18 protein-coding genes are annotated in these 14,348 nt (G+C 64.7%); 4 read left to right on the top strand and 14 right to left on the bottom strand.

The window, feature by feature from the left end; translation table 11 throughout:
• From ACK5JE_RS05415 to ACK5JE_RS05400, 4 genes are all read left to right on the top strand, one after another.
• Entirely contained in the window at positions 1 to 1,923 is a 1,923-nt protein-coding gene (locus ACK5JE_RS05415; protein WP_416800679.1) for a 3-hydroxyacyl-CoA dehydrogenase NAD-binding domain-containing protein, read from the top strand.
• A 147-nt stretch (positions 1,924 to 2,070) separates the two neighbouring features.
• Positions 2,071 to 3,402: an OmpP1/FadL family transporter gene (locus tag ACK5JE_RS05410; protein ID WP_416800678.1), complete on the top strand. Its 1,332-nt coding sequence runs from the start codon at positions 2,071 to 2,073 to the stop codon at positions 3,400 to 3,402.
• Between the two features lie 159 nt (positions 3,403 to 3,561).
• Positions 3,562 to 4,200 (top strand): chalcone isomerase family protein, encoded by a 639-nt coding sequence (locus tag ACK5JE_RS05405; RefSeq protein ID WP_416800677.1) that lies wholly within the window; start codon positions 3,562 to 3,564, stop codon positions 4,198 to 4,200.
• A 22-nt stretch (positions 4,201 to 4,222) separates the two neighbouring features.
• A complete protein-coding gene (locus ACK5JE_RS05400; RefSeq protein ID WP_416800676.1) occupies positions 4,223 to 5,905 on the top strand; it encodes an AMP-binding protein in 1,683 nt (560 codons plus the stop codon).
• 43 nt (positions 5,906 to 5,948) lie between these two features.
• On the opposite strand, the gene ggt is transcribed toward ACK5JE_RS05400, so the two are convergent.
• The 14 genes from ggt to ACK5JE_RS05330 all read right to left on the bottom strand — a co-directional run.
• Positions 5,949 to 7,727 (bottom strand): gamma-glutamyltransferase, encoded by a 1,779-nt coding sequence (gene ggt / locus ACK5JE_RS05395; RefSeq protein WP_416800675.1) that lies wholly within the window; start codon positions 7,725 to 7,727, stop codon positions 5,949 to 5,951.
• Positions 7,728 to 7,814: 87 nt separating this feature from the next.
• Positions 7,815 to 8,225 carry a ribonucleotide reductase subunit alpha gene (locus ACK5JE_RS05390; RefSeq protein ID WP_416800674.1) on the bottom strand — a complete coding sequence of 137 codons (411 nt, stop codon included), beginning with the start codon at positions 8,223 to 8,225 and terminating at the stop codon, positions 7,815 to 7,817.
• A gap of 218 nt (positions 8,226 to 8,443) precedes the next feature.
• A complete protein-coding gene (gene rpsQ, locus ACK5JE_RS05385) occupies positions 8,444 to 8,725 on the bottom strand; it encodes a 30S ribosomal protein S17 (RefSeq protein ID WP_416800673.1) in 282 nt (93 codons plus the stop codon).
• Position 8,726: 1 nt separating this feature from the next.
• Positions 8,727 to 8,918 carry a 50S ribosomal protein L29 gene (gene rpmC / locus ACK5JE_RS05380; RefSeq protein WP_343834866.1) on the bottom strand — a complete coding sequence of 64 codons (192 nt, stop codon included), beginning with the start codon at positions 8,916 to 8,918 and terminating at the stop codon, positions 8,727 to 8,729.
• 13 nt (positions 8,919 to 8,931) lie between these two features.
• Positions 8,932 to 9,348: a 50S ribosomal protein L16 gene (gene rplP / locus ACK5JE_RS05375; protein WP_416800672.1), complete on the bottom strand. Its 417-nt coding sequence runs from the start codon at positions 9,346 to 9,348 to the stop codon at positions 8,932 to 8,934.
• A 2-nt stretch (positions 9,349 to 9,350) separates the two neighbouring features.
• Positions 9,351 to 10,142, bottom strand: a complete 792-nt coding sequence (rpsC, locus tag ACK5JE_RS05370) for a 30S ribosomal protein S3 (protein WP_416800671.1) — start codon at positions 10,140 to 10,142, stop codon at positions 9,351 to 9,353.
• 9 nt (positions 10,143 to 10,151) lie between these two features.
• Complete coding sequence (gene rplV, locus ACK5JE_RS05365; RefSeq protein ID WP_043678994.1) at positions 10,152 to 10,481, bottom strand: 50S ribosomal protein L22; 330 nt, start codon at positions 10,479 to 10,481, stop codon at positions 10,152 to 10,154.
• 3 nt (positions 10,482 to 10,484) lie between these two features.
• Entirely contained in the window at positions 10,485 to 10,760 is a 276-nt protein-coding gene (gene rpsS, locus ACK5JE_RS05360) for a 30S ribosomal protein S19 (protein ID WP_043678997.1), read from the bottom strand.
• A gap of 12 nt (positions 10,761 to 10,772) precedes the next feature.
• Positions 10,773 to 11,600, bottom strand: a complete 828-nt coding sequence (gene rplB, locus ACK5JE_RS05355; RefSeq protein WP_416800670.1) for a 50S ribosomal protein L2 — start codon at positions 11,598 to 11,600, stop codon at positions 10,773 to 10,775.
• Positions 11,601 to 11,897 carry a 50S ribosomal protein L23 gene (gene rplW / locus ACK5JE_RS05350; RefSeq protein WP_416800669.1) on the bottom strand — a complete coding sequence of 99 codons (297 nt, stop codon included), beginning with the start codon at positions 11,895 to 11,897 and terminating at the stop codon, positions 11,601 to 11,603.
• On the bottom strand, positions 11,894 to 12,517 hold the full coding sequence (rplD, locus tag ACK5JE_RS05345) for a 50S ribosomal protein L4 (protein ID WP_416800668.1): 624 nt from the start codon (positions 12,515 to 12,517) through the stop codon (positions 11,894 to 11,896). Before rplD ends, rplW begins: the two co-directional genes overlap by 4 nt.
• Before the next feature lie 2 nt (positions 12,518 to 12,519).
• Complete coding sequence (gene rplC, locus ACK5JE_RS05340; protein ID WP_416800667.1) at positions 12,520 to 13,209, bottom strand: 50S ribosomal protein L3; 690 nt, start codon at positions 13,207 to 13,209, stop codon at positions 12,520 to 12,522.
• Between the two features lie 328 nt (positions 13,210 to 13,537).
• Positions 13,538 to 13,849 (bottom strand): 30S ribosomal protein S10, encoded by a 312-nt coding sequence (rpsJ, locus tag ACK5JE_RS05335; protein ID WP_132477883.1) that lies wholly within the window; start codon positions 13,847 to 13,849, stop codon positions 13,538 to 13,540.
• Positions 13,850 to 13,907: 58 nt separating this feature from the next.
• Positions 13,908 to 14,348: EF-Tu/IF-2/RF-3 family GTPase (locus ACK5JE_RS05330; protein ID WP_416800666.1), on the bottom strand; the 441-nt coding region annotated here is incomplete at its 5' end.

Genomic DNA, 14,348 nt, shown 5'->3' with positions numbered 1-14,348 from the left:
ATGACCTTCGAATCTCTGAACCTGCGCCATTTCCGCTGCACGATGGACCCCCAGGGCATTGCCTGGCTGACCATCGACTGCGCTGACAGCGCCGTCAACCGGCTGTCGGGCGAGGTGCTGGCAGAGCTGAACCACGCCCTGGATCATTTCCAGTCCGCCCCGCCCGCCGCCATGGTGATCCGCTCGGGCAAGGCGAGCGGCTTCATTGCGGGCGCCGACATCGACGAATTCTCCCATCTGAACGACAGCGCCACAGCGCGCGCCTTCGTCGAGCGCGGCTGGGCGGTCCTCAGCCGCCTGGCGGCAGTTTCCTGGCCGACCCTGGCCCTGATCCAGGGCCACTGCATGGGCGGCGGGCTGGAACTGGCCCTGGCCTGCCGCTACCGCATCGTCGTCGACCAGCCCGACACGCGCCTGTCGCTACCCGAGGTCATGCTGGGCATCTTTCCCGGCTGGGGCGGCATGCTGCGTCTGCCGCAGCGCACGGGCGCCCCGCAGGCGCTGGACATGCTGTTGACGGGCCGCGCCCTGAGCGCTCGCCGCGCCGCGGCGAGCGGCCTGGCCGATCTGTGTGTGCCACAGCGCCTGGCGCAACAGTCCGCAGCGCGGCATGTCGTGTCGAACCAACCGGTGCGCGGCCCGCGAGGCAAGGACGCCTGGCTCAGCGCCCCATTCCTGCGGCCGCTGCTGCTGCGGCAGGCCCGCCGCACACTGGAAAAACGTGATCCGCAAGGACATTACCCAGCTCCGCGCGCCATCCTGGAGATCTGGGCGCACCACGCCGGCAACGCGCTGGCCGCCCCCCAACTGATCGACACCCTCGTCAGATCCGATACAGCCCGCAACCTGCTGCATGTATTCCACATGCAGGAACGCCTCAAGGCCTTCGGCAAGACCAAAGGCCAGACAGCCACGTCGCACATCCACGTGGTGGGCGCGGGCGTGATGGGCGGCGACATCGCCGCCTGGTGCGCGCTCAAGGGCCTGACCGTCACGCTCCAGGACACCGACCGCGCGCGGATCGCCCAGGCCATCGGCCGGGCCCAGGCGCTGTATGCCCGCAAGACCTCCAGCACCCGCGAGGCGCGTCTGACCGCCGACCGCCTGATCCCCGATCCGGACGGCCGGGGCATCGCCCGCGCCGATCTGGTCATCGAGGCCATCAGCGAAAACCTCGAAGCCAAACGCGGCCTGTACGCCGCCCTCGAACCGCAGCTGAAAGACGACGCCGTGCTGGCCACCAATACCTCCAGCCTGTCGCTGCAGGATCTGGGGCGGGATCTGGCGCGCCCGCAACGGCTGGTGGGCATCCATTTCTTCAACCCCGTGGCCAGCATGCCCCTGGTCGAGGTCGTGGCCACCGAGAGTACCGACCCGCGCACCCAGGCGATTGCCTGCGCTTTCGTCGGCCAAATCGGCAAGCTGCCCCTGCCCGTACGAAGCGTCCCCGGTTTTCTGGTCAATGCCGTACTGGCGCCCTACATGCTCGAAGCCATGCGCTGCGTGGACGAGGGCCTGAGCCCCGAGACCATCGACGCCGCGATGAAAGCCTTCGGCATGCCCATGGGCCCCCTCGAACTCATCGATACCGTGGGCCTGGACATCGCCCGCGACGCCGGCGCGCAACTGACCGGCCAGGCCGCCCCGCCCTTCTGCCTGACGCGCCATCTTGACCGCAACGAACTGGGCCGCAAGTCGGGCCAGGGCTTCTACCGCTGGCACGACGGCAGGCCCGTCCGCGCCAAGGCGGGCAAGGCGCCCGCCGGGCTGGCGCACCGTCTGCTGCAACCTTTGCGCGACGCCACCCGCCGCCAACTGGAATCCGGTGTCGTCGCCGATCCAGAACTCGCCAATGCCGGCGTGATCTTCGGAACGGGCTACGCGCCCTACACAGGGGGGCCGATGCCATCGACAGACCTTTGAATCCACACTGACGCCGACGGATTCCGGCAGCCAGCCCACACCTTGAAGACGCGACACGAACCCTGCCGCGCAGGAGAGGTTTTGCCTGAACAAGCGTTTTGCCTGAACAAGAAAACAACTTTCATCCATCAATCCCGAGGAGACACGATGAAAATGCACGACACGCTCAAATCCTTGCCAGCCCTGATCCTGGGGCTGGGTGCCACGGGCCTCGCACACGGCGCGGGTTTCCAGCTCATGGAACAGAGCGCCAGCGGCCTGGGCAGCGCCTATGCCGGCTCGGCGGCCATCGCCGAAGACGCCTCCACCGTCTTTTACAACCCGGCCGGCATGACCATGCTGCCGGGTATGAACGCCAGCGCGGGCGTCGTGGCGATCAAGCCCGGTTTTGAGTTCTCTGACGGCGGCACAACAGGCCCCAGCCATTTCGCGGGCAGACCCGTGAATGCCGGCAATGTGCCGACCCATGGCGGCGATGGCGGGGACGCGGGCTCCTGGGCCGCCGTACCCAATGGCTATTTCACCTGGCAGGTGAACCCGCGCATCTGGCTGGGTCTGGGCGTGGGCGCGCCTTTCGGCCTGATGACCGAATACGACGAAGGCTGGGCCGGCCGCTATCACTCGGAAAGATTCTCCATCGAGAGCATCAACGTCAACCCGTCCATCGCCTTCAAGGCCTCCGACACCCTGTCCTTTGGCTTCGGCGTGAACTACATGCACCTGAGCGCGGACTACCGCAAGGCGCAGTACGCCTACCTGGCGCCCCTGCCCGGCTTCTCCGGCGACCTGGAGGCCCGCGTCAAGGCCAAGGGCGACGGCTGGGGCTGGAACATCGGCATGATGTGGCAGGCCACGCCCGATACGCGCTTCGGCCTGTCCTACCGCTCCAGGGTCAAGATCGACGCCGACGGCACCACCCGGATCAGCAACCGGTCACTCAGCGCCATGGCTGCGGGCAGGCTCCCGATCATCGGCCCTCACGCCGCCGAAACCACGGTCAAACTGCCCGACACCGCCGTCCTCAGCGTGGTGCACAAGCTCAACGACCGCTGGACCCTGCTGGGTGATGTGTCCTGGACAGGCTGGAGCAGCATCCCCGAACTGAAGATCGAGAACACCGGCGTCCCGGACGCCGAACTGGACCTGCGATTCAAGGATGCCTGGCGCGTCGCCCTGGGCGCGCACTACAAGTACAGCGACAGCTGGACCTTCAAGGGTGGCGTGGCCTGGGACCAGTCGCCGGTGCGCGACAACGCCTACCGTCCGGCGTCCCTGCCGGACAATGATCGCTACTGGCTGTCGCTGGGCGCGCAGTACAACTTCAACAAGCACGCCAGGATCGACATCGGCTACACCCATCTGTTCATGAAGAGCACCTCGGTGAACAATGCCTCCGATCCCAAGGGCGCGGGTGTGCTCAAGGGCGATTACGACAGCAGCGCGGATCTGATCGGCGTGCAGCTCTCGTACCGGTTCTGAGGGAGGCGGGCGCACGCCATGCGCAGGAGCCCTCAGCCTGCACCCGGCCTTCCGCCCGACGGTCGGCCGGGTGGAACAGGCCATGCGCCCTGGCCCTCTGACCGTCCACACCCCTCTCAAACAACCCAGGCCGCGCCCCGGCGCGGCGGGAGACGCATCATGTCCCTTGCGAACACCCTCCCTCGCGCCACACGACCGGGCCTGGCCCTGCTGCGCGGCGGATTCACCGCCCTGATCCTGGCCGCAACCGTCCTGTGCGTCCCCCCCGCCGCGCAAGCCCGGACCGTGGCGGATGTCGACGTCCCCGAACAACAATCGATCGCCGGACAGGATCTGCGGCTCAACGGCGCGGGGCTGCGCCAACGTTTTGTCTTTCGTGTCTACGTCGCGGCCCTGTACCGGCCGCAGCCGACCACGGACGCCGGAAAAATCCTGAACAGCCCCGAACCGCAATTGCTGCGCCTGACCCTGTTGCGCGACATCAGCAGCAAGACACTGACCGACGCGTTGAACGACGGCCTGGAAGCCAACTGCACCGAGGCCGAACTGCGGGACATGGCCGATGCCATCACCCGCTTCGAGGCGCTCATGCAAGCCGGTGGCGAAGGCGCCTCGAGCGACCGGGTGGACCTGGTTTTCAATCAGGGAGCAGTCTCGGTATCATTCAAAGGCAAGGCCCTGGGAACCATCAAGAACCCGCTTTTCGCCACCGCGCTCCTGAAAGTCTGGCTGGGCGCACACCCGGCCCAGGAATCCCTGAAATCGGCCCTGCTGGGCCAGGAATCCCAAAGCAACTGATCTGACATCAAGGAACCGCATCATGGAACGCATCTGGCTGCAACATTACCCCGAGGGCGTACCGGCAGACATCACCGACCAGGCGTCGGCCTACGAGTCGCTGGCCCATCTGTTCGAGGAAAGCTGCGCGCGCCATGCCGGCAACACGGCCTATATCAGCATGGGCACGTCCATGACATACGCGCAGACGCTGGACAAGGCGCGGGCCTTCGCGGCCTGGCTGCAAAAACAGGGGGTGGCCAAAGGCGACCGCGTCGCGCTGATGATGCCCAACCTGCTGCAATACCCGATCTGCCTGTTCGGCACGCTGATGGCGGGCGCCGCCGTGGTCAATACCAACCCGCTCTATACAGCGCACGAACTGAACCACCAGCTGAGCGATTCCGGCGCAACCACGGTGGTGGTCGCGGAAAACTTCGCCCACACCCTGCAACAGGCCATGGAGGGCACCCAGGTGCAGCGCGTGGTGGTGACCTCGCTGGGAGAGCAGCTGGGCTTTCCCATGGGCCTGATCACCGATCTGGTGGTCCGCCACATCAAGAAACTGGTCCCCGCCTGGCGCATCCCCGGCGCCCTGCGCCTGCGCGACGTGCTGACCGAGGGTGCCGGCCTGTCCTACCATCGCCCCGAACTGACCCATGCCGATCTGGCGGCGCTGCAATACACCGGCGGCACCACAGGGGTGGCCAAAGGCGCCATGCTGAGCCACGGCAATCTGGTGGCCAACGTCTGCCAGGCCTACGCCTGGGTCCAGCCTTACTGCCAGGGCGACCGCGAGTGCATTGTGACGGCGCTGCCGCTCTATCACATCTTCGCCCTGACGGCGAATTGCCTGACCTTCATGCGGCTGGGGGCCAGCAACCTGCTGATCGTCAATCCGCGCGACATCCCCGGTTTCGTCAAGGAACTGGGCAAGGCCCGATTCACCGCCCTGACGGGGGTGAACACCCTGTTCAACGCATTGCTGAACAACCAGGACTTCAACAAGCTGGATTTCAGCCGCCTGAACCTCACCCTGGGCGGCGGCATGGCCGTCCAGGAGGCCATCTCACAGCGCTGGCTCAAGACCACCGGCAAGCCCATCGCCCAGGCGTACGGGCTGACGGAGACCTCGCCGGCCGTGACCATCAATCCGCTCGACAAGGTCGATTTCAACGGCTCGATCGGACTGCCCGTGCCTTCCACGGATGTCGCCGTACGCAATGACAACCGCGCCATGGCAATCGGCGAATCGGGCGAGATCTGCGTCAAGGGCCCGCAGGTCACGTCCGGCTACTGGAACCGCCCCGAAGAGACCGCCAAGGTCTTCGACGCGGAGGGCTGGCTGCTGACCGGCGATATCGGCTACATGGACGACAAGGGCTATGTATTCCTGCTGGATCGCAAAAAGGACATGATCCTGGTGTCGGGTTTCAACGTCTATCCGAACGAGGTCGAGGCCGCCGCCATCGAACACCCCGGTATCCTGGAGGCCGCCGCCATCGGCGTGCCCAACGGGTCCGCGGGCGAAGTCGTCAAGCTTTACGTGATCCGCAAGGATCCGAACCTGACCGAGGCCGACGTGATCGCCCACTGCCGCACGCTGCTGACGGGCTACAAGGTGCCGAAATTCGTCGAATTCCGCACGGACCTGCCGCGCAGCAACGTGGGCAAGATCCTGCGCAAGGCGCTGCGCGACGAGGAAACAAAGACCGCCGCTGGCTAGGACAACTCCGCCGGCCGCCTGATCGACGTCCGCGCACGGCTCCTCAATACCCCAGCGCGGCGCCATCCGGGTCGCGCGGGTCCGACGCCCCGTACAGCACTCCATCGCGAATCAGGATGGTCTGCGTGCGCCCCATGGCCGGTTTCAGGGCGATCCGGTGCCCATACCCGCGCAGCAGCGCCAGCGTGTCCGGACTGAGGCCCTTTTCCACCCGCAGTTCATCAGGCTGCCACTGGTGATGAAAACGCGGCTGGGCAGCCGCCTCGGCCGGATTCATGCCGAAATCGATGGCATCGACCACCGTTTCCAGCACCGTGGTGATGATGCGCGCCCCGCCCGGGCTGCCGGTCACCAGCCAGGGCCGGCCCTCGCGCAGCACGATCGTGGGCGTCATGGACGACAGCGGCCGCTTGCGCGGCTCGATGGCGTTGGCCTCTCCACCGGTCAGTCCATAGACATTGGCCACTCCCGGCTTGGCCGAGAAATCATCCATTTCGTTGTTCAGCAGGATGCCGGTGCCATCGGCCACGATGCCGCTGCCGAAATTCGTGTTCAGCGTATAGGTGACCGCCACCGCGTTGCCCGCCGCGTCCGCCACGGAAAAATGCGTGGTCTGATCGCTTTCGTAGGACTGTGGGCGACCCGGCAGGATGTCGACTGCGGGTCGCGCGCGATCGGATTCGATCCCTGCCGCCAGCTGTCGGGCATAGGCCTTGGAGATCAGGCCGGCCACCGGCACCTTCACAAAATCGGTGTCTCCCAGGTATTTCGAGCGATCGGCATAGGCCAGTTTCATGGCCTCGGCCATGTGATGGATCGTCTGCGCGCTGCCTGCCCCCCACTCGGCGACAGGCCAGGATTCCATCATGTTCAGGATCTGCGTCAGGTGAACGCCTCCGGAACTGGGCGGCGGCATGGTCACGATGCGGTAGCCGCGATACGTGCCGACGATGGGGGGGCGCTCGACTGTCCGGTAACTCGCCAGAGCCTGCGTGGTGATCAAGCCGCCATGACGCACCATCTCGGCAGCGATCAGCGTGCCGATCGGGCCCCGATAAAACGCATCCGCCCCTTGGCGTGCGATCAGGCGCAGGGAATGGGCCAGATCGTGCTGAACCAGCAGCTCGCCCGCCTGCAAGGGACGGCCGTCACGCCAGAAGATCGCACGCGTCGCCGGCCATCGGCCCATGGGATCGGCATTCCTCGCCAGAGTCCGCGCCAGCGTCTGACTGACCGGATAGCCTTGTTCGGCCAGACGGATGGCGGGCGCCATGACCTGGGACAGCGGCAGCGAGCCCCAGCGCTTCAGTGCATGCGTCAGACCGGCCACGGTCCCGGGCACCCCCACCGCCTGATGCGTGTACAAGGAACGGCCATCCACGACCTGGCCTTGCGCGTCAAGATACATGTCGCGCCTGGCCTGCAGGGGCGCCATTTCGCGGAAATCGAGCGCATAGTCCCGGTCGCTGCGTGCCTCGTGCACCATCATGAATCCGCCGCCGCCCAGATTGCCCGCATTGGGCAGGGTCACCGCCAGGGTGAAACCGACCGCGACCGCGGCATCGACCGCATTGCCCCCGGCCTGCAGCATTTCCAGCCCGGCGCGGCTGGCCAGCGCCTGTTCGGAGACCACCATGCCCCGGCGCGCAGCGACCGGATGGAAAACATCCAGCCCGGCATCATAGGCGGCCGCCGCGGCCTGAGTCGCAGGCGCCTGCGTCACGCCTCTCGGCACGGGCGTGTCGGTACCCGACGGGGCGGCGCATGCGGTCAACAGCCCGAACAGGCCCAGGCTGATCCAGCGCATCGGAAACGATTTCATGGGCGTTCTCCGGCACCGTATCCGGACATCACCGCGTCCAGGGCGTCAGGGCTGGCTCGACGCCGCCGAGGCTCAGGGCGGGATGCGTCAGGCGGCGCCAAACATGATCGGCTCGCCATCCCGGTCGAAAGCCAGCAGCGAGCCGATCGTGCCGTACTTGACCATCTGCGTCATGCGTTGAAATGCCTGGTCCACGTCCTTGTTGTCTGGCAGATAGGCCGACTGGTCGGCCATGGCGCCCACAAAGACCACCTGCCAGTCCTGACCCGTATGACGGGATTCCTCGACCAGCGTCTCGAAGGCCTGCAGTTCGCCCGGCGTCTTGTCCACGCACAGGATGGGGGTGAGCTCTCCCCCCTCGCCCCGGGCATGGCTGGCCTTTTGCTCGGGCGTCGCATCATCGGGCACCGAGCTGGCGGCAAAGACGAACAACAGGCGCTGGGGTTCGGGCTGCAACCGCGCGGCCTGCAGCAGATCATCGAAACAGGTAATGTCCATGACAAAGATTCTGACCAAAACCCTATCCTACAGGATTCCGGCGGGTTGCTGCAGGCGCAGAAACGAACAGACCCTGCGCAAGGCAGGGTCTGGGGGTGCGCGGTCAGGACCGCGCAGGATCAAGGAAGACGCGCAGAACGGCTTGCAGGCCGCCTGGATTCGTCAGACGCCGAATCGTCCGTCGGGACGCCCCGGCGCTGCGCACCTGCGGCGCAACATCAGATGACGCGCACGGCCTCGATCAAACGCACCACCGTCCAGGATTTGGACTTGGAGATGGGGCGGCCTTCAACGATTTCGACTGTGTCGCCTTCGTTGTACTGGTTGGCTTCGTCATGCGCCTTGTATTTCGCGGTGCGGTTGACGAACTTGCCCAGCACAGGATGCTTGACGCGGGTCTGGACACTGACGACGACGGACTTGTCCATCTTGTTGCTGACGACCTTGCCGACCAGCGTGCGCTGACGCTTGACGGTGTCTTTCTGGGTTTCGGTGGTCATGTTACTTTCCTGCGTTCTCAGTCATGATGGTGCGGATGCGCGCGATGTCGCGACGCACCTTGCCCAACTGGCTGGTGTTGGAAAGCTGCTGTGTGGCACGCTGCATGCGCAGGTTGAAATGTGCCTTCAGCAGGCTCTCGAGCTCGGCCTGGAGCCCGGCGGCGTCCTTGGCGCGCAGTTCACTGGCTTTCATATCCTGATCTCTCCTAGGCGCCCACGCGGCGCGACACGAAGGTCGTGCTGATGGGCAGCTTGGCTGCGGCCAGGCGGAAAGCTTCGCGGGCGAGTTCTTCGCTCACGCCTTCCATTTCGTACAGCACCTTGCCGGGTTGAATTTCCGCGACCCAGTATTCCGGGTTGCCCTTGCCATTACCCATCCGGACTTCGGCGGGCTTCTGCGAGATGGGCTTGTCCGGGAAAATCCGGATCCAGATACGGCCGCCGCGCTTGATGTGGCGGTTGATGGCACGACGGGCGGCTTCGATCTGGCGCGCGGTTAGACGGCCACGACCGGTGGCCTTCAGACCGAACTCGCCAAAGGAAACCAGCGCGCCGCGCGTGGCCAGACCGGTGTTGCGGCCTTTTTGTTCCTTGCGGTACTTCCTGCGAGAGGGTGACAGCATGTTTATTCTCCTTCAGGCGCCGGGGCCGCCGAAGCGGCATCACGGCGCGGACCGCGGCCACGGCCGCGGTTGTCGCCGGGACGGCCGGGACGATCACCGCGCGGGGCGCGGCGCGGACGACGCTCCTCATCACGCGGGGCGGCGGTTTCGGGGGGCATTTCGCCGTTGGGCAGCATGTCGCCCTTATAGACCCAGACCTTGATCCCGATGATCCCGTAGGTCGTTTGAGCTTCCGAGAAGCCGTAGTCGATGTTGGCGCGCAGCGTGTGCAGAGGCACACGACCTTCGCGGTACCACTCGGTACGGGCGATCTCGATGCCGTTCAGACGGCCCGAGGACATGATCTTGATGCCCTGGGCGCCCAGACGCATGGCGTTCTGCATGGCGCGTTTCATGGCGCGGCGGAACATGATGCGCTTTTCGAGCTGCTGAGCGATCGAGTCGGCAATCAACTGCGCATCGGTTTCCGGCCGGCGGATTTCCTCGATGTTGACGTGCACGGGCACGCCCATCAGGCGCTGCAGATCGGCCTTCAGCGTCTCGATGTCCTCGCCGCGACGGCCGATCACCACGCCCGGACGGGCCGAGTACACGGTGATGCGGGCGTTCTTGGCGGGGCGCTCGATGACGACGCGTCCGACGGAAGCCGTTTTCAGTTTCTTCTTCAGGTATTCGCGCACGCGGATGTCCTCGGCGAGCATGGCGCCGTAGGTCTTGTCGTTCGCATACCAGCGAGAAGTCCAGTTGTGGTTGACCGCGAGGCGGAACCCAATCGGGTGAATTTTCTGTCCCATTGCGACTCCTTACGCCCCGACCTTGACCACGATGTGGCAGGTCTGCTTTTCGATGCGGTTGCCGCGGCCCTTGGCGCGCGCGGAGAACCGCTTCATCGATTGAGCCTTGTCGACGTAGATCGTGGTGACCTTCAGTTCGTCGATATCGGCGCCATCATTGTGTTCGGCATTGGCGATGGCCGATTCCAGCGCCTTTTTCAGGATGCCGGCGGCCTTCTTGGGGCTGAACGTGAGGATGTTGAGGGCGTGCGCCACGGATTTTCCACGGATCAGATCCGCCACCAGGCGGGTCTTCTGCGCGGAAATATGGACGCCGCGGATGACTGCGGTAGTTTCCATGGCTTACCTCTTGGCCTTCTTGTCCGCCGCGTGCCCCTTGAAGGTGCGCGTCAGGGCGAATTCGCCGAGCTTGTGGCCGACCATGTTCTCGTTGATGTAGACGGGAACGTGCTGGTGGCCGTTGTGCACGGCAATCGTCAGCCCGATGAACTCGGGCAGAATGGTGGAACGGCGCGACCAGGTCTTGATCGGCTTCTTTTCTTTGCCCCCGACGGCAGCATCGACCTTTTTGATCAGATGCGCATCGACGAACGGGCCTTTCTTGATCGAACGTGACATAGTGTTCGCCCCTTATTTGCGCTTGCGGCGCGAGACAATCATATTGTCCGTCCGCTTGTTACGACGGGTCCGATAGCCCTTGGTGGGAGTGCCCCACGGGCTGACGGGTTCGCGGCCTTCGCCGGTGCGGCCTTCGCCGCCGCCGTGCGGGTGATCCACCGGATTCATGGCAACGCCACGGACCGTCGGACGCACACCACGCCAGCGGACTGCGCCGGCCTTGCCGATCTGGCGCAGGCTGTGGTCGCCGTTGCCGACTTCACCGATGGTGGCACGGCAGTCGATATGGACGCGGCGGACTTCGCCGGAACGCAGGCGAACCTGAGCGTAGACACCTTCGCGGGCCAGCAGCACGGCGGACGAACCCGCCGAACGAGCCATCTGGGCGCCCTTGCCCGGCTGCAATTCGATGCAGTGGATGGTGGAGCCGACCGGGATGGAGCGGATGGGCAGCGTGTTGCCGGCGCGGATCGGCGCATCGGTCCCTGACATCACAGTTGCGCCGACTTCCAGACCGCGCGGAGCGATGATGTAGCGACGTTCGCCATCGGCGTAGCACAGCAGCGCGATGTGTGCCGTGCGGTTGGGGTCATATTCGAGACGCTCGACCTTGGCGGCGATCCCGTCCTTGTTGCGACGGAAATCGACGACCCGGTAATGCTGCTTGTGACCACCGCCACGATGGCGCACAGTGATGTGGCCATTGTTGTTGCGGCCCGAATGGCGCGATTGCGGTTCGAGCAGGGGAGCATAGCCCGGACCCTTGTGCAGTTCGGGATGCACGACCTTGATCATGCCCCGGCGACCGGCGGATGTGGGTTTGACTTTGACCAGCGGCATTTAGTTCACCTCCGTAAAGTCGATTTCCTGCCCGGCCTTGAGCGAGACATAGGCCTTGCGTTCATTGCGGCGACGGCCCATGAAACGGCCGAAGCGCTTTTCCTTGCCCTTGCGGTTGGCAACCTGCACGGAGTCGACTTCGACCTTGAACAGCAGTTCAACGGCGGCCTTGATCTCCGGCTTGGTGGCGTCGGCGACGACGCGGAAAGCGACCTGGTTGTTCTTTTCGGCGATCATCGTGGACTTTTCAGTCACGACGGGCGCCAGAATGACTTGCATCAGACGTTCGGCATTCATCCCAGCAACTCCTCGAGTTGGGCGATCGCCGGCTTGGTGATCAGCACTTTCTTGTAGTGGACCAGGGACAGCGGATCGGCGTAGCGCGTTTCGATGACCGCCACATGGGGCAGATTGCGCGTCGCGAGATAGACGTTTTCGTCCAGGGCATCGGTGATGATCAGGACGGGTTCGGCAATGCCCAGATCCTTGAGCTTGGCCGCGGCCAGCTTGGTCTTCGGGGCTTCAAGCGTGAAGTTCTCGACCACGGCCAGACGGTCTTCGCGGACCAGCTGCGAGAAAATGGCGCGCAGACCGGCGCGGTACATTTTCTTGTTGACCTTGTGGCTGAAGTTTTCTTCAGGCGAATTCGGGAAAGCACGGCCACCCCCACGCCAGATCGGCGAGGAAGTCATCCCCGAACGGGCGCGACCGGTGCCTTTCTGGCGCCAGGGCTTTTTGGTGGAGTGCTTGACCGTCTCGCGGTTTTTCTGGGCACGGTTGCCCATGCGGGCGTTGGCCTGGTAGGCCACGACGATCTGGTGGACCAGCGCTTCGTTGAAGTCGCGGCCGAAGATCTCGTCGGCGGCAGCCATGGTGGCCGAGGATTGGCCCTGATCATTCAGGAGCTTGAGTTCCATGATTAGGCTCCTTTCTTGGGCGTCGCCTTGACGGCGGGACGCACGACGATGTCGGCGTTCTTGTGACCGGGGACGGCACCCTTGACCAGCAGCAGGCCGCGCTCGGCGTCCACGCGCACGACGTCCAGATTCTGGACGGTGCGGGTGACATCACCCAGGTGACCGGACATTTTCTTGCCGGGGAAGATGCGGCCCGGATCCTGGGCCTGACCGATGGAACCCGGCACGCGGTGCGAACGCGAGTTGCCGTGCGAGGCGCGCTGGGAACCGAAGTTGTGGCGCTTGATCGTACCCGCGAAACCCTTGCCGATGGTGGTGCCGGTGACGTCGACCTGCTGGCCGACCTCGAACACGGACTCCACGGCAACCACGGCGCCGGCCGTGAATTCGGTGGCGCGGGCGGGATCCAGACGGAATTCCTTGAGAATGGAACCGGCTTCGATGCCGGCTTTGGCGTAGTGGCCGGCCTGGGCCTTGGCCACGCGGGAGGCGCGGCGCTCGCCATAGGCCAGCTGAACCGCTGCATAGCCGTCGATTTCAGGCGTCTTGACCTGGGCGACGCGGTTGTTGGACACGTCCAGCACCGTGACCGGGATGGATTCGCCTTCCTCGGTAAAGATGCGGGTCATGCCAACCTTGCGCCCCACGAGCCCGAGGCGCCAGGCCGCGGGCGTAGGTGTCGAATTCGACATTGTTTTCTCCGGGGGGGTGTTTCCCCACAGTTTTCGATCCCGACTACGATTGGCCGGGGCTGTGCTCTTCGCCACACGGGGGCATGGATCGACCCATTACCCCAAAATGCACGACGAAGCCATTGATTCTAACACGGAAACCTACCCAACACCATACTTGCGCCAGAATTCTGCGCGAACGCCGTGAGCATGCCCCTGCCGCTGGCCGCCCTGGTTTCCGGCAATTCCACGCCAGGCGCTGTTGCAAATGACCGGACAAAGAAAAAGCGCCCTGCCTGAAAGACAGAGCGCTTGGTCCGGACGGGCCGCATGGCGCAGCCCGGCGGCATTACTGCAGAGCGATCTCGACGTCCACACCGGCCGGCAGATCCAGACGCATCAGCGCGTCCACGGTCTTGTCGGTGGGATCGACGATGTCCATCAGACGCTGGTGCGTGCGCATCTCGAACTGGTCGCGTGAGGTCTTGTTGACGTGCGGCGAACGCAGCACATCGTAGCGACGGATGCGCGTGGGCAGTGGCACGGGACCACGAACCACGGCGCCGGTGCGCTTGGCCGTATCAACGATCTCGGCGGCGGACTGGTCGATCAGCTTGTAGTCGAACGCCTTCAGGCGGATGCGGATTTTCTGGTTTTTCATGGGAATTCCTACTAAAGAACGAAAGAGGCGGGGGAGCAGTCCCCCGCCGATCCATCAATTACTTGATGATTTTGGCGACGACGCCGGCACCCACGGTACGGCCACCTTCGCGGATGGCGAAACGCAGGCCTTCTTCCATGGCGATCGGCGCAATCAGCGTCACCGTCATCGACACGTTGTCGCCCGGCAGCACCATCTCCTTGTCGGCCGGCAGCTCGATCGTCCCGGTCACGTCCGTCGTACGGAAATAGAACTGCGGACGATAGCCCTTGAAGAACGGCGTGTGACGACCCCCCTCTTCCTTGGACAGAATGTACACCTCGGCCGTGAAGTTCGTGTGCGGGTGGATCGAACCGGGCTTGGCCAGCACCTGGCCGCGCTCGACTTCCTCGCGCTTGGTGCCTCGCAGCAAAATACCCACGTTGTCACCCGCCTGGCCCTGATCCAGCAGCTTGCGGAACATTTCCACACCCGTGCACGTCGTCTTGACCGTATCGTG

The sequence above is a fragment of the Castellaniella sp. genome (assembly GCF_047971665.1).
Classification (GTDB): domain Bacteria; phylum Pseudomonadota; class Gammaproteobacteria; order Burkholderiales; family Burkholderiaceae_B; genus Castellaniella.
The sequence above is the reverse complement of the archived record's forward strand: the minus strand, read 5'-3'. Positions and strand labels throughout refer to the sequence as shown.

Bases quoted from the DNA above. Each gene is read 5' to 3' on its own strand.
- ggt (WP_416800675.1), bottom strand. From the start codon at position 7,727: ATGAAATCGTTTCCGATGCGCTGGATCAGCCTGGGCCTGTTCGGGCTG.
- rpsJ (WP_132477883.1), bottom strand. From the start codon at position 13,849: ATGAAAAACCAGAAAATCCGCATCCGCCTGAAGGCGTTCGACTACAAG.
- rplW (WP_416800669.1), bottom strand. From the start codon at position 11,897: ATGAATGCCGAACGTCTGATGCAAGTCATTCTGGCGCCCGTCGTGACT.
- ACK5JE_RS05405 (WP_416800677.1), top strand. From the start codon at position 3,562: ATGTCCCTTGCGAACACCCTCCCTCGCGCCACACGACCGGGCCTGGCC.
- ACK5JE_RS05390 (WP_416800674.1), bottom strand. From the start codon at position 8,225: ATGGACATTACCTGTTTCGATGATCTGCTGCAGGCCGCGCGGTTGCAG.
- rplC (WP_416800667.1), bottom strand. From the start codon at position 13,209: ATGTCGAATTCGACACCTACGCCCGCGGCCTGGCGCCTCGGGCTCGTG.
- rpsQ (WP_416800673.1), bottom strand. From the start codon at position 8,725: ATGACCACCGAAACCCAGAAAGACACCGTCAAGCGTCAGCGCACGCTG.
- ACK5JE_RS05415 (WP_416800679.1), top strand. From the start codon at position 1: ATGACCTTCGAATCTCTGAACCTGCGCCATTTCCGCTGCACGATGGAC.
- rplP (WP_416800672.1), bottom strand. From the start codon at position 9,348: ATGCTGTCACCCTCTCGCAGGAAGTACCGCAAGGAACAAAAAGGCCGC.
- rplD (WP_416800668.1), bottom strand. From the start codon at position 12,517: ATGGAACTCAAGCTCCTGAATGATCAGGGCCAATCCTCGGCCACCATG.
- rpsC (WP_416800671.1), bottom strand. From the start codon at position 10,142: ATGGGACAGAAAATTCACCCGATTGGGTTCCGCCTCGCGGTCAACCAC.
- rplV (WP_043678994.1), bottom strand. From the start codon at position 10,481: ATGGAAACTACCGCAGTCATCCGCGGCGTCCATATTTCCGCGCAGAAG.
- ACK5JE_RS05400 (WP_416800676.1), top strand. From the start codon at position 4,223: ATGGAACGCATCTGGCTGCAACATTACCCCGAGGGCGTACCGGCAGAC.
- rpsS (WP_043678997.1), bottom strand. From the start codon at position 10,760: ATGTCACGTTCGATCAAGAAAGGCCCGTTCGTCGATGCGCATCTGATC.
- rplB (WP_416800670.1), bottom strand. From the start codon at position 11,600: ATGCCGCTGGTCAAAGTCAAACCCACATCCGCCGGTCGCCGGGGCATG.
- ACK5JE_RS05410 (WP_416800678.1), top strand. From the start codon at position 2,071: ATGAAAATGCACGACACGCTCAAATCCTTGCCAGCCCTGATCCTGGGG.
- rpmC (WP_343834866.1), bottom strand. From the start codon at position 8,918: ATGAAAGCCAGTGAACTGCGCGCCAAGGACGCCGCCGGGCTCCAGGCC.